At 70.2% G+C, this 21,450-nt stretch carries 21 protein-coding genes; 13 read left to right on the forward strand and 8 right to left on the reverse strand.

The window, feature by feature from the left end:
* The first annotated feature begins 213 nt into the window (after positions 1 to 213).
* Entirely contained in the window at positions 214 to 894 is a 681-nt protein-coding gene (locus MIAR_RS05700; protein WP_285632632.1) for an SGNH/GDSL hydrolase family protein, read from the forward strand.
* A 10-nt stretch (positions 895 to 904) separates the two neighbouring features.
* Here MIAR_RS05700 and ffh read toward each other — a convergent pair whose 3' ends face one another.
* From ffh to MIAR_RS05720, 4 genes are read right to left on the reverse strand one after another with little or no spacing between them, the layout of a single operon-like run.
* Positions 905 to 2,455, reverse strand: a complete 1,551-nt coding sequence (gene ffh, locus MIAR_RS05705) for a signal recognition particle protein (RefSeq protein WP_285632635.1) — start codon at positions 2,453 to 2,455, stop codon at positions 905 to 907.
* Positions 2,456 to 2,468: 13 nt separating this feature from the next.
* Entirely contained in the window at positions 2,469 to 2,969 is a 501-nt protein-coding gene (locus tag MIAR_RS05710) for an RNA polymerase sigma factor (RefSeq protein WP_285632638.1), read from the reverse strand.
* Entirely contained in the window at positions 2,966 to 3,604 is a 639-nt protein-coding gene (locus MIAR_RS05715; protein WP_285632641.1) for a hypothetical protein, read from the reverse strand. The genes MIAR_RS05710 and MIAR_RS05715 overlap by 4 nt, the downstream gene beginning before the upstream one ends.
* Positions 3,605 to 3,663: 59 nt before the next feature.
* Complete coding sequence (locus MIAR_RS05720; RefSeq protein ID WP_285632644.1) at positions 3,664 to 4,248, reverse strand: TetR/AcrR family transcriptional regulator; 585 nt, start codon at positions 4,246 to 4,248, stop codon at positions 3,664 to 3,666.
* A gap of 106 nt (positions 4,249 to 4,354) precedes the next feature.
* On the opposite strand from MIAR_RS05720, the gene lipB reads away from it, so the two are divergent.
* Entirely contained in the window at positions 4,355 to 5,008 is a 654-nt protein-coding gene (gene lipB, locus MIAR_RS05725; protein WP_285632647.1) for a lipoyl(octanoyl) transferase LipB, read from the forward strand.
* Positions 5,005 to 5,997, forward strand: coding sequence for a lipoyl synthase (lipA, locus tag MIAR_RS05730; RefSeq protein ID WP_285632650.1), 993 nt, complete (start codon positions 5,005 to 5,007; stop codon positions 5,995 to 5,997). The genes lipB and lipA overlap by 4 nt, the downstream gene beginning before the upstream one ends.
* A gap of 22 nt (positions 5,998 to 6,019) precedes the next feature.
* Here the strand turns inward: lipA and MIAR_RS05735 are convergent, their stop codons facing one another.
* From MIAR_RS05735 to smc, 3 genes are read right to left on the reverse strand one after another with little or no spacing between them, the layout of a single operon-like run.
* Complete coding sequence (locus MIAR_RS05735) at positions 6,020 to 6,520, reverse strand: DUF2004 domain-containing protein (protein ID WP_285632654.1); 501 nt, start codon at positions 6,518 to 6,520, stop codon at positions 6,020 to 6,022.
* 38 nt (positions 6,521 to 6,558) lie between these two features.
* The gene (gene ftsY, locus MIAR_RS05740) at positions 6,559 to 7,434 is read right to left on the reverse strand and encodes a signal recognition particle-docking protein FtsY (RefSeq protein WP_285632657.1); all 876 of its coding nucleotides are present in this window, start codon (positions 7,432 to 7,434) and stop codon (positions 6,559 to 6,561) included.
* A gap of 35 nt (positions 7,435 to 7,469) precedes the next feature.
* Complete coding sequence (gene smc / locus MIAR_RS05745; protein WP_285632660.1) at positions 7,470 to 11,006, reverse strand: chromosome segregation protein SMC; 3,537 nt, start codon at positions 11,004 to 11,006, stop codon at positions 7,470 to 7,472.
* Between the two features lie 555 nt (positions 11,007 to 11,561).
* Here smc and MIAR_RS05750 point away from each other — a divergent pair.
* The 9 genes from MIAR_RS05750 to MIAR_RS05790 all read left to right on the forward strand — a co-directional run bounded on the left by MIAR_RS05750 (position 11,562) and on the right by MIAR_RS05790 (position 19,516).
* Positions 11,562 to 11,840: a hypothetical protein gene (locus MIAR_RS05750; RefSeq protein WP_285632663.1), complete on the forward strand. Its 279-nt coding sequence runs from the start codon at positions 11,562 to 11,564 to the stop codon at positions 11,838 to 11,840.
* A complete protein-coding gene (locus tag MIAR_RS05755) occupies positions 11,837 to 12,964 on the forward strand; it encodes a GNAT family N-acetyltransferase (RefSeq protein WP_285632666.1) in 1,128 nt (375 codons plus the stop codon). The genes MIAR_RS05750 and MIAR_RS05755 overlap by 4 nt, the downstream gene beginning before the upstream one ends.
* Positions 12,961 to 14,046, forward strand: coding sequence for a GNAT family N-acetyltransferase (locus tag MIAR_RS05760; RefSeq protein ID WP_285632669.1), 1,086 nt, complete (start codon positions 12,961 to 12,963; stop codon positions 14,044 to 14,046). Before MIAR_RS05755 ends, MIAR_RS05760 begins: the two co-directional genes overlap by 4 nt.
* An 81-nt stretch (positions 14,047 to 14,127) precedes the next feature.
* On the forward strand, positions 14,128 to 15,057 hold the full coding sequence (locus tag MIAR_RS05765) for a hypothetical protein (RefSeq protein ID WP_285632672.1): 930 nt from the start codon (positions 14,128 to 14,130) through the stop codon (positions 15,055 to 15,057).
* Positions 15,058 to 15,068: 11 nt separating this feature from the next.
* The gene (locus tag MIAR_RS05770; protein WP_285632675.1) at positions 15,069 to 16,223 is read left to right on the forward strand and encodes a sensor histidine kinase; all 1,155 of its coding nucleotides are present in this window, start codon (positions 15,069 to 15,071) and stop codon (positions 16,221 to 16,223) included.
* On the forward strand, positions 16,220 to 16,867 hold the full coding sequence (locus tag MIAR_RS05775) for a response regulator (protein ID WP_285632677.1): 648 nt from the start codon (positions 16,220 to 16,222) through the stop codon (positions 16,865 to 16,867). The genes MIAR_RS05770 and MIAR_RS05775 overlap by 4 nt, the downstream gene beginning before the upstream one ends.
* A 96-nt stretch (positions 16,868 to 16,963) precedes the next feature.
* Complete coding sequence (locus tag MIAR_RS05780; protein WP_285632679.1) at positions 16,964 to 17,659, forward strand: ABC transporter ATP-binding protein; 696 nt, start codon at positions 16,964 to 16,966, stop codon at positions 17,657 to 17,659.
* Entirely contained in the window at positions 17,656 to 18,978 is a 1,323-nt protein-coding gene (locus MIAR_RS05785) for an ABC transporter permease family protein (RefSeq protein ID WP_285632682.1), read from the forward strand. Before MIAR_RS05780 ends, MIAR_RS05785 begins: the two co-directional genes overlap by 4 nt.
* A 16-nt stretch (positions 18,979 to 18,994) precedes the next feature.
* The gene (locus tag MIAR_RS05790) at positions 18,995 to 19,516 is read left to right on the forward strand and encodes a GNAT family N-acetyltransferase (protein WP_285632683.1); all 522 of its coding nucleotides are present in this window, start codon (positions 18,995 to 18,997) and stop codon (positions 19,514 to 19,516) included.
* Here MIAR_RS05790 and MIAR_RS05795 read toward each other — a convergent pair.
* Positions 19,505 to 20,209, reverse strand: a complete 705-nt coding sequence (locus MIAR_RS05795) for an SDR family oxidoreductase (protein WP_285632685.1) — start codon at positions 20,207 to 20,209, stop codon at positions 19,505 to 19,507. The genes MIAR_RS05790 and MIAR_RS05795 overlap by 12 nt on opposite strands.
* Positions 20,210 to 20,292: 83 nt before the next feature.
* Between MIAR_RS05795 and MIAR_RS05800 the strand changes: the two genes are divergently transcribed.
* A complete protein-coding gene (locus MIAR_RS05800) occupies positions 20,293 to 21,450 on the forward strand; it encodes a variant leucine-rich repeat-containing protein (protein ID WP_285632688.1) in 1,158 nt (385 codons plus the stop codon).

Raw genomic sequence — 21,450 nt, forward strand, 5'->3', positions numbered from 1 at the left:
CGCATCTTCGCGGTTGGCGAGCGCGCAGCCGAGGGGTGGCAGCGCTGCTCGTGAGATCGACTATAGCGCTTTAGTAGATCGGCGCCATGCACTGCGTCAGCGGATGTCGCATCCTCGGCGTGGACGGAAGGCGCGAAGCTCGCGCGCTCCGGACGGACTGATCCACAGCGGGCTTCGAGCGGGCACCCATCCCCGGGGCGTACCGTCAGGCGCGTGTTCCGACCCTCTCGTGATCCCTGGCTGATGCTGCTCTGCGCGGCACTGTCCGGCGCGGTGCTGACCGGCTGCGCGGCCGCGACGGCCGCGACCGGATCGCGGGGCGCGGAGTCTCAGCGGAAGCCCGTCATCGTCACGATCGGCGACTCGATCATGTCCGGCCACGGTCTCGACAACGGCGAGGACTGGCCGAGCATGCTCTCCCAGCGCACCGGCGTCACCATCGACAACCTCGCCTGCAGCGGGGCGGGATTCCTCGCGGTCGGCACCTGCGGCCAGGACTTCCGGGGCCTGGTGGATGCCGCCGCGAAGGATGACCCGACCCTCGTCATCGTGCAGGGATCGGACAACGACGTCGGCCGGTCGGATGCCGACATCACCGCCGTGACGAAGCGCACGGTCGACGCGATCCATCGCGCCATGCCCCGCGCCGAGCTGGTGGGGCTGAGCACGCTCTGGGATCCGTCGGAGCCGAAACCCGCCGAGATCGACGTCAGCTCCGCCGCGGTGCGCGCCGCCGTGACCGCCCTCGGCGGCAGGTACATCGACATCGGCCAGCCGCTGCGGGGCGATCCCTCACTGCTGCAGGATGACGACGAGCATCCGACCGTCGCGGGACAGCAGCGGCTCGTGCACGTGATCCGCGTCGAGCTGGAGCACGCCGGCTACCGGCTCTGAGGCCAGGCGCTCAGTTCTTGCCGAAGAGCTTCTGGATCTCGGCCATGTCCGCCTCGGTCGGCGCCTTCTGCCCGCCGAGCCCGAAACCGGAGCCGGTGGGAGTCGAGTTCGACATCGCGATTCCCGCGTTCTCGGCCGCCCGCTTCGCCGGGTTGCCCGACCGGGATCCGCCCTTGTTCTTGGCGCCCTTCCTGCCGCGCTTGGCCGAAGCCCCCGGCTTGCCCATCGGGCCCATGCCGGGGATCTGCGGGGTGCCGCCGCGGGCGACCGTCTTCATCATCTTGGCGGCCTGCTCGAAGCGCTGCACGAGCTGGTTCACGTCGGTCACGGTCATGCCGGAACCCCGCGCGATGCGGAGCCGCCGCGAGCCGTTCAGGATCTTGGTGTTGCGGCGCTCGGCGGGGGTCATCGAGCGGATGATGGCCTCGGTGCGGTCGACCTCGCGCTCGTCGAAGTCCTCGAGCTGCTGCTTCATCTGGCCCATGCCCGGCAGCATGCCGAGCATCTTCTTCATCGAGCCCATCTTGCGCATCTGCTGCATCTGCTCGAGGAAGTCCTCGAGGGTGAAGGCCTCGTTGGCGAGCTTCTCGGCCATCTTCATGGCCTCTTCCTCATCGAAGGCCTGCTGGGCCTGCTCGATGAGGGTCAGGATGTCGCCGAGGTCGAGGATGCGGCTCGCCATGCGGTCGGGGTGGAACGGCTCGAGGTCCTCGAGGTTCTCGCCCGTGGAGGCGAAGATGATCGGGCGTCCGGTCACAGAGGCCACGGACAGGGCGGCGCCACCGCGCGCGTCGCCGTCGAGCTTGGACAGCACGACGCCGGTGAAGTCGACGCCCTCCTGGAAGGCCTTGGCCGTGTTCACGGCATCCTGGCCGATCATCGCGTCGATGACGAACAGCACCTCGTCGGGGTCCGTCGCCTTGCGGATGTCGGCCGCCTGCTTCATCAGCTCCGCGTCGACGCCGAGGCGTCCCGCGGTGTCGATGATGACGACGTCGTGCTGCTGGCGGCGGGCGTGCTCGACACCGGCCTTGGACACCTGCACAGGGTCGCCGACGCCGTTGCCGGGCTCGGGGGCGAAAATCGCGGCTCCCGCGCGCTCGGCGACGACCTGCAGCTGCGTGACGGCGTTCGGGCGCTGCAGGTCGGCGGCGACCAGCAGCGGGGTGTGCCCGTCGGCCTCGAGCTGCTTGGCGAGCTTTCCGGCGAAGGTCGTCTTGCCCGAGCCCTGCAGGCCGGCGAGCATGATCACCGTCGGCGGGGTCTTCGCGAACTCCAGACGGCGCTGCTCGCCGCCGAGGATCGCGACGAGTTCCTCGTTGACGATCTGGACGACCTGCTGGGCCGGGTTCAGCGCCTTGTTGACCTCGTCGCTCAGGGCGCGCTCGCGCACCTTCGCGGTGAAGTCCTTGACGACGACGAGCGCGACATCGGCGTCGAGCAGGGCGCGACGGATCTCGCGGACGGTGCCGTCGACGTCGGCGGGGCTCAGCTTTCCCTTCGTGCGGAGGTTGCGGAAGGTCTCGGTGAGCCGATCGGAGAGCGTGCCAAAGGTTGCCATGGTGCCTCTGATTCTACGGGAGCGGAGCCTCCTGTCTGAGCGCGGCCCTCAGCTGATCCTTCGCACGCTGGTAACGACCCCGGGCGGTGGATGCCGGGATGCCGAGGAGGTCTGCGGCATCCGCGACGCTCAGACGCTCCCAGTGCACCAGCCTGACGAGCTCTGCGAGGTCGGGCTCGAGCCGGTCGATGGCGTCGCGCACCTCGGCGCCCTCATCCGCGGGCGGCGCCGTGGCGGACTCCCGTACCTGCAGCCGGATGCGATCGGCCAGCGCCCAGCGCCGGCGCTGCCCTCGGGAGTGATTCAGCAGGGTGCCGCGGGCGATACCGAAAAGCCACATGCGTGCGCGTTCGTCGTCGGGCGGGAGCTCCTTCACCCGGCGCCAGGCGACGACCATCGTCTCACCGAGCAGATCCGGCGCGTCATCCGCGCCGACGCGGCGCTCGAGGTAGGCGAGAAGATCGGATGCCGAGGACTCGAGCGCGCGCGTGAGCGGCTCGTCGCGGGACGTCACTCGCCGCCCTCGCCGCCCCAGTCCTCGCCCTCGCAATGGAGCTGGCTGTGACTCTCCGTTCCGGCGAGGTCCCCTGCTCCGCCGTCGTATCCGTGCGCCTTGAGCTCTTCTTGCAGCGCCGTGGAGAGTGCCTGCTCGTGGGCCTGCCAGGCGTTGAGGTCGGCGAGCCGCGGGTCAGGGTCGGGGTCTGCGGCGGCCTTCTGATCCGCCTCGATCTGCTCCAGGTGCTTCGCCACATACGGATCCGCGGCGGCTTCCACATCGGTGTTCGCGAACCACTCGTCGATGATCCGGTCGACGTCCGCCTGGATCAGCGGGTTGTGGGTGTCGAACCCGCTGTGCCGGATCTCGCACTGTCCCCACGTCGGCGACGTGTACGTGTAGCTGCGGTCCGGGTTCTCCAGTCCCTGAATCCAGAGCCAGTCCGAGTTGGCCGTCGCGATTCCCGCGCCGCCCACCAGCACCACCGCGAGCGCGCCGCTCAGCAGCGCGATCCGCCGCCGGGGGCGCTTCTGCCGGCGACCGGTGTCGCGGGCGTCGCGCACCATCTGCGACAGCGCGGCGTCGCGGCCGCTCCCCCGGTCGGCGAGATGCGGAGCGGAGCGGTCGAGCAGGACATCCATCGGATCGGACATGAGCGCCTCCTTCAGCGGCTTGTACTCATGACCTGTCCGGCGGACCGCGAAACGTCCGCTCAGCCCCAGGGAAGATCGTGGATGCTGCGCAGCGCCTCGTCGAACTGGGCCTCGAGCGATGCCTGTCCGGCGCCCTGCTCCGCCCACACCCGAAGCGACGACAGCACGGCGGTGGCCAGGGCGGAGCCCAGGATGTCCGCGCGGATCTCGTCGATCCCCGCGCTCCGCGCCGCGGCGGCGACCGCAGATGCGATGCGCGCGTGGCGCAGCCCGGTGTCGCGCAGCAGCTCCTGCTCGAGTCCCATCGCCGCCGCGTTGCGCAGCGCGAGTGCGAGCGGGTCAGGGGCGAAGCCGTGCACGATCGGCAGTACGGCCGCGCGCACGGACGGGCCGTCGGCGTTCCGGCCGAGTGCGGCCAGTGCGATGGAGGCCGCGGCGATCCGGGCGTCCAGCCCCGACCAGAGCACATCGCTCTTCGACGAGAAGTAGTTGAAGAAGCTCGAACGGCTGACGCCGGCACGCTGCGCGATGTCGACGACGGAGGTGGCCTCGTACCCCTGCTCGAGGAAGAGCTCGCATGCCGCCTCGGCCAGCGTCTCACGCGACGACGCCCTCGGCCTGCCTGCTCGCGACTCGGTTGCCATGTCCGTCAGCGTAGCGTCATGCCGATGCGCGACAAGCCCTGCAGACAGGCGTAGGCTGTACCGAGCTGCTTTCTTGCACTGCATCCAACAACCATTGGGAGCGATCATGCTCGACATCCGGATCGCCGGTCTCGCACCGGAGTTCGTCCCCTACCTGGACGGGTGGGAGCTGCAGCGCAGCATCCACCGCGAGGTCGTCGCGGGCGACCGGCCCGACACGCTCCTGCTGCTCGAGCACGAGGCCGTCTACACGGCCGGCAAGCGCACGGAGCCGCAGGAGCGCCCCCAGGACGGCACGCCCGTGGTCGATGTCGACCGCGGCGGCAAGATCACCTGGCACGGCCCCGGCCAGCTCGTCGGCTACCCGATCGTCCGCCTGCCCGAGCCCATGGACGTCGTCGCGCACGTGCGCCGCATGGAGCGCCTGCTGATCAGCATCCTGAAGCCCCTGGGCGTCGACGGGTACCAGGTCGAGGGCCGCAGCGGCGTGTGGGTGCGCAGGCCGCTGTCCGAGGACAAGGTCGCCGCGATCGGGGTGCGCGTGCAGCAGGGCGTGACCATGCACGGCTTCGCGATCAACTGCGACAACTCGCTGGCCGGATTCCGGGGCATCATCCCGTGCGGCATCACGGATGCCGGTGTCACCACCGTCAGCGAGATCGTCGGCGCCGACGTCTCCCCCGCCGACATCGTGCAGGCCGTCTCCGACGCCTTCGCCGCTGAGTACGCCACCGAGACCCGCAAGGAGGTGGCCGCATGAGCGCCGCCCATCCCGACGGACGCAAGCTGCTGCGTCTGGAGATCCGCAACTCCGAGACCCCGATCGAGCGCAAGCCCGAGTGGATCCGCACCAAGGCGAAGATGGGCCCCGAGTACAAGGCACTGCACTCGCTGGTGAAGGACGAGGGTCTGCACACGGTCTGCCAGGAGGCCGGCTGCCCGAACATCTTCGAATGCTGGGAGGACAAGGAGGCGACCTTCCTGATCGGCGGCTCGCAGTGCACCCGCCGCTGCGACTTCTGCCAGATCGACACCGGCAAGCCCGCCGACTACGACACCGATGAGCCGCGTCGCGTGGCAGAGAGCGTCACCCAGATGGGTCTGCGCTATGCCACGGTCACCAGCGTCGCACGAGACGACCTGCCCGACACGGGCGCCTGGCTGAACGCCGAGACGGTCCGCCAGATCCACGCGCAGAACCCGAACACCGGGGTCGAGCTCCTCGCCAACGACCACGGCGGCAAGCCGGAGAACCTGAACCAGATCTTCGAGGCCCGTCCCGAGGTCTTCGCTCACAACGTCGAGACCGTGCCGCGCATCTTCCGTCGCATCCGCCCCGCGTTCACCTACGAGCGCTCGCTGAACGTGATCACGCAGGGCCACGACGCGGGTCTGATCACGAAGTCCAACCTCATCCTCGGCATGGGCGAGGAACCGGAGGAGGTCGTGCAGGCGCTGCAGGACCTGCACGACGCCGGTTGCGACATCATCACCATCACGCAGTACCTGCGGCCGTCGCCGCGGCACCTTCCCGTGGCGCGCTGGGTCAAGCCCGACGAGTTCGTGGAGTTCAAGGCCGAGGCCGAGCGGATCGGCTTCCTCGGCGTGCTCGCCGGCCCCCTGGTGCGGTCGTCCTACCGGGCCGGGCGGCTGTGGGCGCAGTCGATGATCTCGAAGGGCCGTCCGATCCCCGCGCATCTCGCGCACATCGCGGAGAGCGCCGAACTGGGCTTCGCTCAGGCGGTCTGACGCTTCGACTCGGTGGTGGGCGCTAGTCGGCGCTCATCACCGAGATGACCGAGCCGTCGTCGGCGAGGTTCACGAGCAGCACATCGTCGGTGGCATCCGCGTCCAGCGCGTACTCCATGACCGCGAACGGATCGGTCCCGCCGTGCTCGTCGGCGAGGATCGTCATGCTCATCAGGCACAGCGAGCGGATGATATCGACCGCGGCGTCGCCGCTGATGTCGACCAGCACCTCCTCGAGCTGATCACCGTAGGCCTCCTGCTGCTGCAGGATGTACTCGGTGACCTCGCTGGTGCGATCGTCAACCTCGGCCAGCATGGCGCGGCGCACCGTGGCATCCAGGTCCTCGATGCCGGAGATCAGAGCAGCGGCGACGTCGAGCGCCTCCTGGGAGACGTCCTCCTGATCGGGGGCGGTCAGATCGACCGTCACGGACTGGTCACCGAACTCGACCCGCTCGGTCCAGAAGATGGCGCCGTCGGGCCCCGAGGAGAGGACTCCGAAGTAATCGTGTTCGATCGCCATATCGCTATGAAACCAGCCTCTCCGCCCGTGCGGTAGTCCTACGCGCCGACAAGAGCCGACACGAAGACATGCGGGGTGAAACCGGTGAGATCGTCGATGCCCTCGCCCTGCCCGAGGAGCTTCACCGGGATGCCGGTGCGCTCCTGCACGGCCAGGATGAAGCCGCCCTTCGCGGAGCCGTCGAGCTTCGTGATCACGAGCCCCGTGACGCCCGCGTGCTGGAGGAAAGCCTCCGCCTGCATGACGCCGTTCTGACCCGTGGTGGCGTCCAGAACGAGGAGCACCTCGCTGATGGGGGCGAGTTTCTCCACGACTCGGCGCACCTTCGACAGCTCGTCCATCAGGCCGCCCTTGGTGTGCAGGCGGCCCGCGGTGTCGATGATCGCGATCTCCGTGCCATGCTGCTTGGCGTACTCCACCGTCTGGAAGGCGACGGAGGCCGGGTCCTGACCCTCGTGCTGCGGACGGACCATCGCCGCACCGCCGCGCTGTGCCCAGGTGGCCAGCTGCTCGACCGCGGCCGCGCGGAAGGTGTCGGCTCCACCGACCACCACGCTGCGCTCGAAGCCGCGCAGGAACTTGGTGAACTTGCCGATGGTCGTGGTCTTGCCGACGCCGTTGACCCCGACGACCAGCACCACGGCCGGACGCTCGGTGAGCTTGAGTGTGGTGTCGAACTTCGCGAACCGCTCCTCGAGCGTCTCCCGCAGCATCCGCTGCAGATCCTTCGGATCGGTGGTGCGGTACCTGTCGACCTTCTCGCGCAGCTCGTCCAGCAGGGCCTCGGTGATGTCGGGGCCGAAGTCCGCCGTGATCAGCGCGGTCTCCAGGTCCTCCCATGTCGTCTCATCGATCGTGGGCTTGACGAACATGCCGCGCAGCGCGCGACCGAGGGACCAGGACTTCTCCGCCATGCCCCCAGCCTATCCAGGCGACGGGCGACCGGTTCTCAGGCGGATGCCGCGGCGCGGTCGCCCACGCGCTGGCCGACCACCGCGGAGACGCCGTCCTGACGCATCGAGACCCCATACAGGGCGTCGGCGATCTCCATCGTGCGCTTCTGATGGGTGATCACGAGGAGCTGCGAGTTCTCGCGCAGCTGCTCGAACACCGTCAGCAGCCGTCCGAGGTTGGCGTCGTCGAGTGCCGCCTCCACCTCGTCGAGGATGTAGAACGGGCTGGGCCGTGCCTTGAAGATCGCGACCAGCAGCGCGACCGCGGCCAGGGACCGCTCTCCGCCCGAGAGCAGGGAGAGCCGTTCGATCTTCTTGCCGACCGGACGCACCGCGACCTCGATGCCGGTGCTGAGCATGTCGTCGGGGTCGGTCAGCGAGATGCTCCCGGATCCACCGGGGAACAGCAGCGGGAACACCTCCCCGAAGGCCTGCTTGGTGTCCTCGAACGCGCTGGCGAAGATCACCTGCATCCGCTCGTCGAGGTCGGCGATGATCGCCAGCAGGTCCTGCCTGGTCTTCGTCAGATCGGCGAGCTGCTCGGTGAGGAAGGCATGCCGCTGTTCGAGTGCGGCGAACTCCTCCAGAGCGAGAGGGTTGACCCGTCCGAGCTGAGCGAGCTTGCGCTCGGCGTCCTTCAGCCGTCGCTCCTGGATGCGCCGGTCGAACGGGATCGCGGCGTTCTCGTCCTGCTCCTCCGCGCTCCTGCCGTCAAGATCGCGATCCCGCGGGACGGGCTGATCCGGCCCATATTCCGCAATCAGAATATCTTCGTCGAGGGCGAGCTCGGAGGCCACGCGCTCGAGCAGGCTCGTGAGGTGGAGCTTCTTCTCGTGGATCTGCAGCTCGAGGCCGTGCACGCTCTCGGTGAGCCCCGCCAGGCGCTCGCGCAGCGAACCCTCCTGCGCCCGCAGACCGGTCAGCTCCTCGTTGTGCGCGGAGCGCTCGGCCTCAGCGGCGGCGAGGGCCAGGCGCGCCTCGGTGACGGAGCGGTCGATGGAGTCGAGCACCCGGGGCACCTCGTCGGCGACAGCGGATGCCGCTTCGCGCTGCGCCCGGCGGATCACCGCACGGCGGGCGGCCTCCGCCGCGGCATCGCGCTCCTGCCCGCGCTGCCGCTCCAGCGACACGACCCGGGCCTGCGCGGCGCGGACGCGCTCACGCAGCGTCTCGACCTCGAGGCGGGCGCGCACCTCGCCCTCCCGAGCGGACTCCAGCGCCTCGAGGAGCCCGTCGCGCGCGGACGCGTCGAGCACCGGCCGCGGCTCGGACTCGGATGCCTCCAGCTCGGCCTTCGCGCGCTCGGCCGACGCCTCGGCATCCGCGACCGTGCCCTGCACCTGGGCGAGCCCGGCCTCCAGGCGCTCGCACTCGGCGACCGCGGCCTCGTGCCGCACCGTCACCCGGTTCACCTGCTCGGCGTGCGTGGCCAGGGCCGCGTCGTGCTCGCGGAGCGCACGCAGCGCATCCTTCGCACGGCGCCGCGCGTCCTCGACGGCTTCGGTCGAGCCCTCGCGGGCCTCGCGCAGTTCGGCGACGGTCTCCCGCACCTCGGCGAGACGCTCCGTGGCCGCATCCCGTTCGGCCGCCAGCTCCAGTCGTGACGCCTCCCCGGTGCCTGCCCGCATCGTCTGCGCCGTGATGACCTCGCCGGTGCGGGTGACGATCGTCGTGCGTGTGTCCGCGAGCGCGTCGAGCGCCAGCCGCGCCGCTCGAGCGGCATCCAGGTCGTCGGCGACGAGCACGGCGGCGAGGATGCCGCGGATGCCGGCCGGCGCGTCCACGACCTCGGCGGCCGAGACGACACCTGGCACGTCCAGGGCGACGGGCGTCACAGCGACCGTGGTGTCGGCGATGACGAAGTCGACGGTTCCGCGGGCGCCACCGGAGGACACCAGCGCGAATGCGTCGTCGACGCCGTCCACGAGCACGCCCTCGGTGAGCGGGCCGAGCACGGCCGCGACGGCCGCCTCGAAGCCTGCACGCACCTGCACGGCGTCGCCGACCAGCCCGCGCACCCCGGATGCTCCGGACGCGACGATCTCGGCGGCGCCGCCGGACAGCGACAGCGCGCTGCCGAGGGCGGCGGCCTTCGCCGTCAGTGCATCCGCCTCGCGCTCGGCCTCGTGCAGTCGCTCGCGCAGCGAGTCGCGATCGCTCTCGGCGGCCGAGACCAGCTTCTGCGCCTCGTCGTAGGCGGCTGCGTATTCGGCCGCGGAGCCGTCAGGCGCCTCGGCATCCGCGATCGACTCCAGCGCCTCCTCGGCCTCGCGGCGTCGGGCGTGCGCGGCTTCGAGGGCGTTCTCCTGGCGCAGCACCGCGCCGCGCACCGCGGCGAGGGCGGATGCCGCGGCGTCCGCGTTGCCGCGCAGGGTCGTCAGCCGCATGTCGTACTGCGACACGAGTGCGCTCTGCTCGGCGATGTCGACATCGAGCGTGTCCAGCTCGGCTCTCGCGTTGACGACCTCGCGACTGGCGGCAGCAGCAGCGTCCTGGGCGTCGCCCAGGCCCTCGGAGATCCGGGAGATCTCGTCCTTCGCCTCGTCGATCGTGTCCTGCGTCACCGTGATGGCCGTGATCGTGTCGTCCTCGCCGCCGAGCAGCGCGAGGCGCTGGTTCGCCAGCGTGAACAGGCTCCGCATCCGCTCCTGCGCCTGCTCCAGCCCGAACGTGACGCGACGCGCCTCGTCGACCGCCGCGGAGTTCTGCTGGGCCTCGAGCCGCTGGATGCCGGTTCGCACCGTGTCGAGCTGATCCGAGAGCACGATCCGCTCGGTGTGCCGCTCCTGCTCCGTACGGGTGTGATCCGCCAGCGCGGTGCGCAGCGCGACCACGTCGTCGGCGAACAGGCGCGCCTTCGCATCACGGACGATCGCCGCGATCCCGGCCGCCTCACGGGCGATCTCGGCCTGCCTGCCGAGCGGCTTGAGCTGCCTGCGGATCTCCCCGGCCAGATCGCTCAGCCGCGTCAGGTTCGTCTCCATGGCGTCGAGCTTGCGGAGGGTCTTCTCCTTGCGCCGACGGTGCTTGAGGATGCCCGCGGCCTCCTCGATGAATCCGCGACGGTCCTCGGGCGAGGCCTGCAGCACGGTGTCGAGCCGGCCCTGGCCGACGATCACGTGCATCTCCCGGCCGAGCCCGGAGTCGCTGAGCAGCTCCTGCACGTCCAGCAGTCGGCAGCTCGAGCCGTTGATCGCGTACTCGCTGGAGCCGTTGCGGAACAGCGTGCGGCTGATGGTGACCTCGGCGTAGTCGATCGGCAGGGCGCCGTCGCCGTTGTCGATCGTGAGCTGCACCTCGGCTCGGCCGAGCGGGCCGCGGGTCGACGTCCCGGCGAAGATGACGTCCTCCATCTTGCCGCCGCGGAGCGTCTTCGCCCCCTGCTCGCCCATCACCCATGCGAGCGCGTCCACGACGTTCGACTTGCCCGAGCCGTTGGGGCCGACGATGCAGGTGACACCGGGTTCGAACACGAAGGACGTGGGCTGCGCGAAGGACTTGAAGCCCTTGAGCGTCAGGCTCTTCAGATGCATGCCGGGACTCCGAGCGTCGGAAGGGCGTCATCGGTCGCGGGAAGCACGCCCATACGCTACCCGAAAGCCGCGGAACGGCGGGGATCCCGCGCTGCGTCCGGAGCGATCCCGAGCGGTTCCCCGACCGCAGGCCCGAGGCGCGACACGCCGAGGACACGCCCGGATGCTTGACTCCGCTGGGAACTTCCCGCTAGCGTGACTCACCGATCACAAGAGAGGAGGTCACCGATGATGATCACGAAGCTGAACGGCGTCACTTGCACCGCCGGCACTGTGTCGGCGAAGTCGCCACGTATCTCGGTGGCCTTCGCACGCACGGCCGCATAACGCCGCACCGCACCTCTCACGACTCGTCAGACGCTCCGCGTCCGGTCGATGATCGTCGCCCCGCGCACCGCGCGGCTGGCGCCCCGCCCGTTCCAGGGCGATTCCCGGCACGTCCGCTCTGCTTCTGAGCGCGTGCCATCCGGATGCCACCGGCATCGCATCCGCGCGCCTCACCGGCATCCGCTTCGTTCCCCACCATGAGAACAACCGACAGAAAGCGCACACATCGTGAGCACCTCCTTGCTGACCGACCGTCAGCACACCACGTCCATCCACCCTCCGGATACCGAGGATCGTCAGATCCTCAACATCCCCGACCAGGCGGCCCTGCAGCGGCTCCCGCTGTCCGACCGCCTCAGCCTCCGCATCGGGCTCTGGCTGCTCGAGCGCGGCCTGCGCACCGGCGACATCGTCGATGACGCATCGCGCCCGAGTCGCCCTGAGCGCATCACCGAGCACGAGGCGATCACCCTGCTCACCTTCGATCTGCAGAGGGGCCTGCGATGAGCATCGCGACCGAGAACACCGAGAACATGCCCATCGCACTCCCCGCAGGCGCGACCCTGCGTCCGCTCGAGCTCCCGGCTCGAGCGGACTCGGGGCCGACCGCCGTCATCCGCGAGTACGCGGAGGTCCGCAACCGATCCATCCTCGAGACGACCGGTCGCGAGGACGACTTCCTCACGCCCGAAGCTCTCCTGACCGCCCTGCGCAGCACCGCCCAGCGCACCAAGCGCCAGTGGTACGTCGAGCGCGACGGCGCCGTCATCGGATGCGCGGCGCTCGATGTGAGCCTCGACGGCACGGGTGACACCGCGATCATGACGGTCGCCGTGCCGAAGGCCGCCGCCGGCCAGGGCATCGGTCGTGCCGTGTACGAGCACGTGGAGTCCGCGGCGCGCGCGTTGGGCGTGGCCAGGCTCCAGCACTGGGCCGAGCACCATGACGACACGGGAGCCTTGCCCGTGCTCGACGCCCCCACCGGCTTCGGCTCGATCCCCGCCGATCGCTCAGCGCTGTTCCTCGAGCGCAGCGGGTTCACTCTCGAGCAGGTCGAGCGGGCCAGCGCGCTGGTCTGGTCGCCCGAGACCGAGGGCCATCTCCGAGCCCTGCACGCCACCGCCCAGCGGCACGCGTCCGACTACCGGATCGTGTCGTGGGGTCTGCCGACGCCCGCCGAGCACCGCGACGGCTACGCCTGGCTGAAGTCGCGGATGTCGACCGACGCGCCGGATGCCGACCTGGGCACACCGGAGGAGATCTGGGACGCCGCCCGCGTGGTCGAGCAGGACGAACGCATCCTCCGACGCGGGTGGTCCGCGCTGGTCACGGCCGCGCAGCACATCGGCACCGGCGAGCTGTGCGCCTTCAACGAGCTGTCGATCGCCGCCGATCAGATGACGACCAGCACCCATCAGTGGGACACGCTGGTGCTCTCCGAGCACCGTGGTCATCGGCTCGGGATGCTCGTGAAGACCGCGGGCCTGCTCGCCTGGCGCGAGCGCTACCCCGAGTCGCCCCGTGTCGTCACCTACAACGCCGAGGAGAACCGGCCGATGCTCTCGATCAACGAGGAGATCGGCTTCTCCCCCATCGCCTACGAAGGCGCCTGGAAGAAGGAACTCGCATGACCCTCCCCACCGCAGAGCTGACGATCACCGAGGTCGCCGTCCCCGCGTCGCTGGACGATGCGGATGCCGCTGACTTCATCGCAGCCGTGGCCCTGAACAACGCCGTCTGTCTGGCCGACAGCGGAGTGGACGACTACGAGCGCACCGCCGCCGAGATGCTGCCCATGTGGAAGGACCGCACCGATCACGTGCACCGCACTTTCATCGCGCGCGCCGGCGACAGCATCATCGGTGCGATCTCGCTGTACTGCGGGGTCGCTGAGCCCACCAGCGCAGAGGTCGACCTGATGGTGCTCCCGGAGCACTGGTCCACGGGCGTCGGGCAGGCTCTGCTCGACCGCGCGGAGCAGGAGGCGCGGCTGCAGGGCCGCCGGGCCCTGCAGGCGTGGACCCTGCACCCGGCCGTCCCCGGCAGCGAGACCCTGACGCCGAAGACCGGCTGGGGCGTGATCTCGTCCAGCCCGCACACCCGCCTGCTGGAGCAGAACGGCTTCACGCTCGAGCAGGTGGAGCGCAGCAGCGGCTTCGACCTGCAGGCCGATCCGTCGACGGTCGAGCGGATGCTCTCGGAGGCTATCGCCGCGGCCGGGCCGGACTACCGTCTCGTCGAGTGGAACCTGCCGACCCCGCCCGAACAGCGCGACGGCTACGCCTGGGCGCTGTCGCGGATGTCGACGGACGCTCCCAGCGGAGGCCTCGAGATCGACGAGGAGACCTGGGACGCGGCCCGCATCGCCCGACGCGACGCGCGCATCATCGGGGGCGGTCAGACGATGTCGGTCGCCGCGGTGGAGCACGTGCCCACCGGGACGCTGGCGGCCTTCAACGAGCTGGTCATCGGCGAGGACCTCACCGGTGTGACCCATCAGTACTGCACGCTGGCGTTGAAGGAGCACCGCGGGCACCGTCTCGGTCAGCTCGTGAAGTGCGCGAACGTCATGCGCTGGCGCGGCATCGCGCCGGCATCGCCGAGGATCTCGACGTTCAACGCCGAGGAGAACCGGCCGATGCTCGACATCAACGAGGCGATGGGATTCGTGCCGCGGGCGTACGCCGGCGCCTGGCAGAAGCGCCTGGACTGAGCAGGTGGATCGATACTCGGGTCGCTCACGCAGCGACCCGAGTACGATCCGCCGCCGCCCGCGGTGGCGAACGCTGGAGTCATGAACACCGACCTCGCAGACGCAGCCGTCACGCTCTCACCCCGACCGCGCCGCTTTCGGCACGGGTCCGTCGTTCCTGTCCTCGCCGCTGCCGCGGTGATCGTCGCATCCGGTGTCGCCACCGCAACCGGTCCTGGCGCGGAGTACGCGCGGATCTTCCCGCCGGCCTGGCTGGGCGTCGTGGGCGCTGCGGCCGTTGTGTTCGGCGTGCTGCTGCGCGCTCGCGCACTGCGCACCGGACGCGCCGCGGGTGCCGAATCGGCGGCCTGGGTCGGTGCCGTGCTGCTGCTCGCAGCATCTGGCGGGTTCGTGCTGGACTGCTTCCGGGCGTTCTTCGCGGTGACCGGCATCCCGGCCGGTGCCTTCTCCGAGGTCGACGTCCCCGGCGCTGTCGCACGCGGTCTCGCCCTGGCGGGCGCCTTCATCGCCATCCGGCTCGCCCGGACCATCCGCGCCGATACGTCACGCGCGTCGCGTGCAACCGGATCTGCCGCCGGCCGGCTCTCGCTGCTGGCCATCGGACTCGTGCTGTGCGTCCCCTATCCACTGCTCAAGACGATCTGGTGGATGCAGGGCGACGACAGCGGCTTCGATGTGGGATTCCCGGCGATGGAGCTCGTCCTGTTCGCCGTCGCGGCAGGGGGCTTCATCGTGCTCACGACGAAGCTCGGAGACGTCCTGCCCCGATGGTTGGTCGTGCTGGGCGGCTGGAGCGGATCCCTCGTGCTCATGAGCATGGGCGCGCTGATGGTCGTCGGCCTCGTCGCCCAGGCGACTCACCTCGTTCCTGCGACGGTCGACCTCGGCGCCGGGGCGCGAGCCGTGATCGTGTTCGCGGTGTACTCGACCTGGTTGCTGCTCGGTGTTGCCGTCGCTGCGGCTACGGTGCTGTATGAGGAGCGGCGGGCATCCGTCTCGCCCGCGGTGTGAGAGGAGTCCGGATGCGTCGATGGAGCCGGATCCTGATCGTCGCCGTGCCGGCGCTGCTCCTGCTGCCGGCTACGGCGTTCATCGCGCTCGTCTCGCTGCCGCTCCCGATCGGCATCGCGGTGACGACCTGTGCGGCGGCCGCACACGCGACCCTGCTCCTGGTGCATCGGGCACTGACCGTCACGCTGCTGCTCATCACGGCACTCATCGCCGCACAGGCCGCGCTCACGGCGTTCTTCGTCCTCCTGCCATCCTCTGCGCTGTTCCTGCTCGCCCTGCATGCGGTGGCGGCGCGCGGGAGCAGACGAGTCGCGATCGCCGTCGCCGCACTCGCGCCCGTGCTGACCACGGCGCGGTACGCCATGGACCCGACGGTGACCGGGAGCGGTTTCGGGCCGGCTCCCTGGCTGCTGGGCGTCGCCCTGCTGGCGGTGTGCGCGGTCGCCGTCCTGATGGGACTGCTGCGCCGGGCGGAGCTGCGCACCGCGGCGCTGTTCGAAGAACGGCTCGACTTCGTCAGACGCGATCAGGACAACCGCCAACGACAGGCCGCCAGCGCCGAGCGCTCCCGGATCTCGGGCGAACTGCACGACGTACTCGGACACTCCCTCACCGTCATCGTGGCGCAGGCGCGTGTCGCCCGCTTCGCCCCCGACCGCACAGCCCCGGCGCTGGAGGTGATCGAGGAGACGGCCCGCACCTCGCTCCGCGAGCTGCGTCAGACGCTGCGCACCCTGCAGGAGGGACACGCGGATGCTCCGTCTCCGGCGCCCGCGACCCCGGACGCACTCGCCGAGCGGATGCGCGGCCTGGGCCTGAGCGTGGAGCGTCGCGTCCAGGGTGTCCCTCGTCGGCTGAGCTCGGACTCGGAGCTCGCGCTCGGACGATTCCTGCAGGAGGGGCTCACGAACGCCCTCCGGCACGGCACTGGCGACGTCGACTGGATCGAGGACTGGCAAGATGATCTGGTCGTCATCCGGTTGAGCAACCCTGTGGCCGGCGGCGCGACGACGGGCGACGGGACGGGCCTTGGCCTCCCGGCGATGCGGAAGCGGATCGCCGCAGTGGGCGGTCACGTCGACGTCGCATCCGACGGTCCCTTCACCGTCGCCGCCGTACTGCCCTATGCGGAGTCCACTGCTCTGGGTGCGGAGGCGGTCCGATGATCCGCATCCTGGTCGCCGACGATCAGCCGCTGGTGCGTGCGGGCATCGTCGCGACGATCGATGCGCAGGACGACATGGAGGTCGTCGGGGAGGCCGAAGACGGCAACGGCGCGATCGACTCCGCCGGCAGGCTCGCGCCGGATGTCGTGCTGATGGACATCCGGATGCCCGGGGTCGACGGGATCGAGGCCACGCGTGCGGTGCGGGAACGCGACCCTGATCGGCGGGTCCTCATCCTCACCACGTTCGACGCCGACGATCACGTGTACGCCGCGCTCCGGGCAGGGGCGTGCGGATTCCTCGTGAAGGACGCCCCCGTGGAGGAGCTGGTCGCCGCGGTGCGCGCCGCCGCACGCGGAGACGCCGTGCTCTCGCCCGCGATCACCGCGCGCGTGGTCGAGCAACTGCTGGCCGCACCGGGTCCGGCCGCGCCGTCTCTCCCCTCGGGCGAGATCCTCACTCCACGGGAGATCGAGCTGGTGCGCCTGGTCGCAGACGGCCTCAGCAACCTGGAGATCGGCGAACGGCTGCACCTGTCCGAACCCACCATCAAGACCCACATGGGTCATGTCCTGGCCAAGCTCGAGATGCGCGATCGGCTCCAGGTGGCCGTGTGGGCGCACCGTTCCGGCATCGCCCGGTGAGGCGGACTGCGGATCATCCCGGAGGATGACCGCTCCGCGCCCGAGTCATCCTCCGGGCCGACGACGTGCGCATGCCCCGGATCGGATGCTGGAATCATGAACGATCCGGTCCTGAACGCGCACGCACTCACGAAGAACTACGGCCCCACCCGCGCCCTGGCGGGCGTCGACGCCGCCGTCCACCGCGGGGAGTCCCTCGCCATCATGGGCGCGTCGGGGTCCGGCAAGACCACGCTGCTGCACGCGCTGGCGGGCATCATCAGCCCTGACAGCGGGTCGGTCGCGTTCACGTCGGCATCCGGTGAGCGCATCGACGTCACCGGCCAGTCCGAATCGGTGCGGTCGCGGCTGCGACGGGAGCGGTTCGGGTTCGTGTTCCAGCAGGGGCTGCTGATCCCGGAGCTCACCGCCATCGAGAACGTCGCGCTCGCGCTGATGATCAACGGCACCAAGCGCCAGGACGCCATCGGCCCGGCGGCCGCCTGGCTGCAGTCGCTCGGCCTCGCCGGGATGGAGGACCGCCGCATCGGCGAGCTCTCCGGCGGACAGGCCCAGCGGGTCGCGATCGCCCGCGCTCAGGTGACCGGGGCGGAGCTGATCTTCGCCGACGAGCCGACCGGCGCTCTGGACTCGCACACCTCTGCGGAGGTGATGGACGCGCTCTTGTGGTCGACCACTGGTCAGGGGCGCACGCTCGTGGTCGTCACGCACGACCCGCAGGTGGCGGCGCGCTGCACGCGCGTGCTGCGGATGCGCGACGGCGTGATCGTGGATGCGGAGGTGCCGGCATGAACGCGTCGGTGATGCGGATGCTGCTGCGCCCCGCACCGGGGAACGCACCGACACTCGTGATCCCCGCCACGGCGTTCGCGATCGTCACGGCTCTCGTGCTGACGGTCGTGGGCGGCGCGCAGTCGTTCTGGACGTGGGACGACGACATGGCACTCATCTATCAGGTGCTCGCGGCCGTGGCCCTCGTGCTGCTCGTGGTCCCCCTGGCATCCCTGGGCGGCGCCGCCGCGCGCCTCTCGGCCCGTCGCCGCGACGAGCGACTCTCCACCCTTCGGCTGCTGGGCGTGACACCCGCAGGCGTGGGCGCGCTGACCGTCGTCGAATCGACTCTGATCGCCACCGCCGGCGTGGTGGCGGGCGTCATCGGGCATCTGCTGCTCGCGCCGCTGATCGGCCTGATCCCCTTCCGCGGCGAGCCTCTCGGACTCGGATCCGTGCTGCTCTCGCCCGCCATGATCGCCGTCGTGTGCGCCGGCGCGGTGCTGCTGGCCGCGATCAGCGCGATTCTGGGACTCCGGCGCGTGATCGTCTCACCACTGGGAGTGCGCATGCGCGCCCAGGCCACCCGGGTGCACTGGGTGCGCGGCGTCGTCGCGGTGCTCGTGGTGGCGGCCGCATTCCTCACCGCCCAGCTGGTCCCCGCCCTCACCGGCGTCGTGACGATCACCGTCGTGCTCGCCGGAATCTTCGCCGGCACGCTCGCGGTGCTCAACCTCGTGGGTCCGTGGGCGCTCGCCGTGTTCTCCCGCGGCCGACTCAAGCGGGCGCAGACCCCTGCGCGCCTGCTCGCCGCGCGCACGGTGCTCGACGATCCGAAGGCGGCGTGGCGCCAGGTCGGAGGCATCGCGATGGCGAGCTTCATGGCCGTGTTCGCCGGCACCGGCGTCTCGCTGATGAACGTCATGAGCGCGTCGGATGCCGGGGACTCGAACCTCGCCCTGGTCGTGGACATGCGCACCGGCCTCATCATCACGCTGGTGGCGTCGTTCGTGATGGTCGCGGCATCCGTCGGGGTGACTCAGGCCTCTGACGTTCTCGACCAGCGTCCGCTGCACCGCAGCCTGCACCAGCTCGGCGTCCCCGCCGAGACAGTCGACGCGGCACGGCGTCGCGCGATCATGTCGCCCCTGCTGTTCACCGCCCTGGGATCCGCATTGTGCGCCGGGATCGTCGTGTTCCCGCTGCTGGGGATCACGCTGATCGTCGCGCCCGTCTCGCTGCTGACGATCGTGGCCGTGCTCGCCGCCGGCATCCTCACCGTGTGGCTCAGCACGCTCGCCACCAGGCCGCTGCTGCGGCGCGCGTTCACGACGGCGTGAGTGGGAGGATCGAAGGATGATCCTCCGCACGCCCCGCCTCGACCTCCGTGAGATGACCGAAGAGGATCTGCCCGCGCTGCGTGCGATCCTGCAGGATCCGGTCACGATGACCGCCTACGAGGGCGCGTTCGACGAGGGTCAGGTGCAGACCTGGCTGCAGCGGACCCTGGATCGGTACCGCGACGACGGGTACGCCCTGTGGGCCGTGGTCCTGCGCGAGACCGGCGAGATGATCGGACAGTGCGGGCCCACGGTGCAGCACATCCTCGACGAGGACGTGCTCGAGGTCGGGTATCTCTTCAACCGGGCGCATTGGCACCGGGGTTACGCGACCGAGGCGGCCGCGGGCGTACGCGATCACGCCTTCGCGTCACTCGGCGCCGAGCGCGTGTACGCCCAGATCCGCGACACCAACATCGCCTCGATGAACGTCGCGATCCGGCTCGGCATGACCGTTCGCGGCCGGTTCGTGAAGAACTATCGCGACGTGGACATGCCGCACCTGGCCTTCGCGGTGGACCGTCCGTCAGCGGTCTGAACGGGGTCTCGGCGCCGGGCTGATGTCGAGGGTCCCGATCACCGCGTTGCGATCGAGGTTCACCGCGGTGAGCACGGCATCCGCCACCTGCTCCGGTCGGATCCAGGCGTCACCGTCGTACGGGAGCCCCTCCCAGGCACGGAGCTGCTCCTGCATCGGCGTGGCGACACGACCGGGATGGATGGAGGTGACGCGAACGCCGTTCTCCGCCTCCTCCTGTCGCAGCGCATCGGCGAACGCGCGCAAGGCGAACTTGCTCGCGCTGTATGCCCCGGAACCGGCGATCGAACGGTGGCCGAGCCCGGAGTTGATCAGGATCACCTGTCCCGACGCGCGCCGCAGTGCGGGGAGCAGCACGCGTGTCAGCTCCACAGGCGCGAGCACGTTGACCTCGAGGCTCTCACGCCACTGGGCGGGGTCGAGGTCCTCGGTCGAGCCCATGTGCAGCACTCCCGCGCTGTGCACGAGCACATCGAGCCGGTCGATCTCCTCTGCGATTCCGGAGATCTGCGTGCCGTCGGCGAGGTCAGCCGGATGCACCTCAGCCGAGGGCAGCGCCGCCGCGAGTTCGCCGAGCGCTCCGCGGTTGCGCCCGATGAGGTGAACATGGTGCGTCGCCGCGAGTGCGGCGGCGATCGCACGGCCGATTCCACTGGTCGCACCGGTGACGAGGGCTGTACTGGTCGTGGTCATCCACCCAGCCTGTCACAGCGCATCGCCCGGCTGCGCATGGGCCGCGCCCAAGCCGCACGGCGCCTGTGGTTAGGCTTGCGGACATGACCGGAGCCCCTGACGACCTCGATCTCCTCGCCGCCGGCGATCCCGCCAGTCCCCCTCAGAGACTCGCCGACATCGCAGCCCGCCGGTACGATCTGCACGCGGTCATCGCCGCCAATCCGAGCACCTACCCCGAACTGCGTCAGTGGATCGGACAGGTGAATCCCGGCTACGCGCAGCAGGTCACCGTTCGGTCGGCCTCCGCTGCTCCGCCCTACGCGGGCGCACCGTACGGGAATGGTTTCGCGGCACCACCGGTCGCACCGCGCCGCAAGGGGCTCGGATGGATCTTCGCCGGCTGCGGGTGCGTGACCCTCGTCGCGGGCATCGTGATCGCCGCCGTCGTGATCGGCGGGCTGGGCGCCTCCACCGCGGGCGGTGGAGGGTCGGACGGCGGCCGTCCCACCGCCTCGACGATCGAGGAGCAGCTCGCCGTCATCCGCACCGAGAGCGCGGAGTACGAGAAGCTCGCGGCCCAGCTCGACGGCAACCCCGTCGCCCCCCTGGTCACTCAGCCCACCAGGTTCCAGCGGCTCCAGGCCGATGCGGAAGCGCTCAAGGCGAGCACGGCCCTCGAGAAGGTCAGACAGGCGCAGGCGCGGACGCTCGCCGAGCGGGCGACCGAGTACCGCTCCGATCTGCAGCGGCTCATCACCGCCGCGGAGGGCCGCCGCGCGAACGCGTCCGGGACCAGCGAGGAACAGCTCGTCGACAGCGCGGGGAACGGCTTCATCGACATCCAGTGGAACGCGGACTCGGAGTGCAGCACGTCCGAGAACCCGGACAGCACGACGGCAGGATGCACGACGAGCAACCCGGAAGAGCTGATCGTGCACATCCTCCCGCCCGAGAAGAGGCTCGGCGGGGAGGAGGCCGCTCGCCTCACGACTCTGCACGAGCTGGCGCACCTGTACCAGTACACCGATGTGGAGACCACCGCCGACGGCGAAGTGGGTCCGGCGATGAAGCTCAAGAACGCCGGGCTGTTCCAGGGCAGCGGCGAGGTCATGTCGGACTGCTACGCCCTCACCTACCTCGGCCTGAACTCCCTCACCGTCGGAGACGCCACGCTCGGCTACGGCTACGTCTGCAACGACTCCGAGCGGCAGGCGATCAGGGACTGGGCGAAGGCGATCCACGCCCCCATGCCGGGCTGA

This window comes from Microbacterium arabinogalactanolyticum (assembly GCF_030268005.1).
GTDB lineage: Bacteria > Actinomycetota > Actinomycetes > Actinomycetales > Microbacteriaceae > Microbacterium > Microbacterium arabinogalactanolyticum.

What these genes read in the sequence shown, in the direction of transcription:
- ffh (WP_285632635.1), bottom strand. Translation starts at nt 2,455, where the DNA reads ATGGCAACCTTTGGCACGCTCTCCGATCGGCTCACCGAGACCTTCCGC.
- MIAR_RS05715 (WP_285632641.1), bottom strand. Translation starts at nt 3,604, where the DNA reads ATGTCCGATCCGATGGATGTCCTGCTCGACCGCTCCGCTCCGCATCTC.
- MIAR_RS05720 (WP_285632644.1), bottom strand. Translation starts at nt 4,248, where the DNA reads ATGGCAACCGAGTCGCGAGCAGGCAGGCCGAGGGCGTCGTCGCGTGAG.
- lipB (WP_285632647.1), top strand. Translation starts at nt 4,355, where the DNA reads ATGCTCGACATCCGGATCGCCGGTCTCGCACCGGAGTTCGTCCCCTAC.
- lipA (WP_285632650.1), top strand. Translation starts at nt 5,005, where the DNA reads ATGAGCGCCGCCCATCCCGACGGACGCAAGCTGCTGCGTCTGGAGATC.
- MIAR_RS05735 (WP_285632654.1), bottom strand. Translation starts at nt 6,520, where the DNA reads ATGGCGATCGAACACGATTACTTCGGAGTCCTCTCCTCGGGGCCCGAC.
- ftsY (WP_285632657.1), bottom strand. Translation starts at nt 7,434, where the DNA reads ATGGCGGAGAAGTCCTGGTCCCTCGGTCGCGCGCTGCGCGGCATGTTC.
- smc (WP_285632660.1), bottom strand. Translation starts at nt 11,006, where the DNA reads ATGCATCTGAAGAGCCTGACGCTCAAGGGCTTCAAGTCCTTCGCGCAG.
- MIAR_RS05755 (WP_285632666.1), top strand. Translation starts at nt 11,837, where the DNA reads ATGAGCATCGCGACCGAGAACACCGAGAACATGCCCATCGCACTCCCC.
- MIAR_RS05760 (WP_285632669.1), top strand. Translation starts at nt 12,961, where the DNA reads ATGACCCTCCCCACCGCAGAGCTGACGATCACCGAGGTCGCCGTCCCC.
- MIAR_RS05765 (WP_285632672.1), top strand. Translation starts at nt 14,128, where the DNA reads ATGAACACCGACCTCGCAGACGCAGCCGTCACGCTCTCACCCCGACCG.
- MIAR_RS05770 (WP_285632675.1), top strand. Translation starts at nt 15,069, where the DNA reads ATGCGTCGATGGAGCCGGATCCTGATCGTCGCCGTGCCGGCGCTGCTC.
- MIAR_RS05775 (WP_285632677.1), top strand. Translation starts at nt 16,220, where the DNA reads ATGATCCGCATCCTGGTCGCCGACGATCAGCCGCTGGTGCGTGCGGGC.
- MIAR_RS05780 (WP_285632679.1), top strand. Translation starts at nt 16,964, where the DNA reads ATGAACGATCCGGTCCTGAACGCGCACGCACTCACGAAGAACTACGGC.
- MIAR_RS05785 (WP_285632682.1), top strand. Translation starts at nt 17,656, where the DNA reads ATGAACGCGTCGGTGATGCGGATGCTGCTGCGCCCCGCACCGGGGAAC.
- MIAR_RS05790 (WP_285632683.1), top strand. Translation starts at nt 18,995, where the DNA reads ATGATCCTCCGCACGCCCCGCCTCGACCTCCGTGAGATGACCGAAGAG.
- MIAR_RS05795 (WP_285632685.1), bottom strand. Translation starts at nt 20,209, where the DNA reads ATGACCACGACCAGTACAGCCCTCGTCACCGGTGCGACCAGTGGAATC.
- MIAR_RS05800 (WP_285632688.1), top strand. Translation starts at nt 20,293, where the DNA reads ATGACCGGAGCCCCTGACGACCTCGATCTCCTCGCCGCCGGCGATCCC.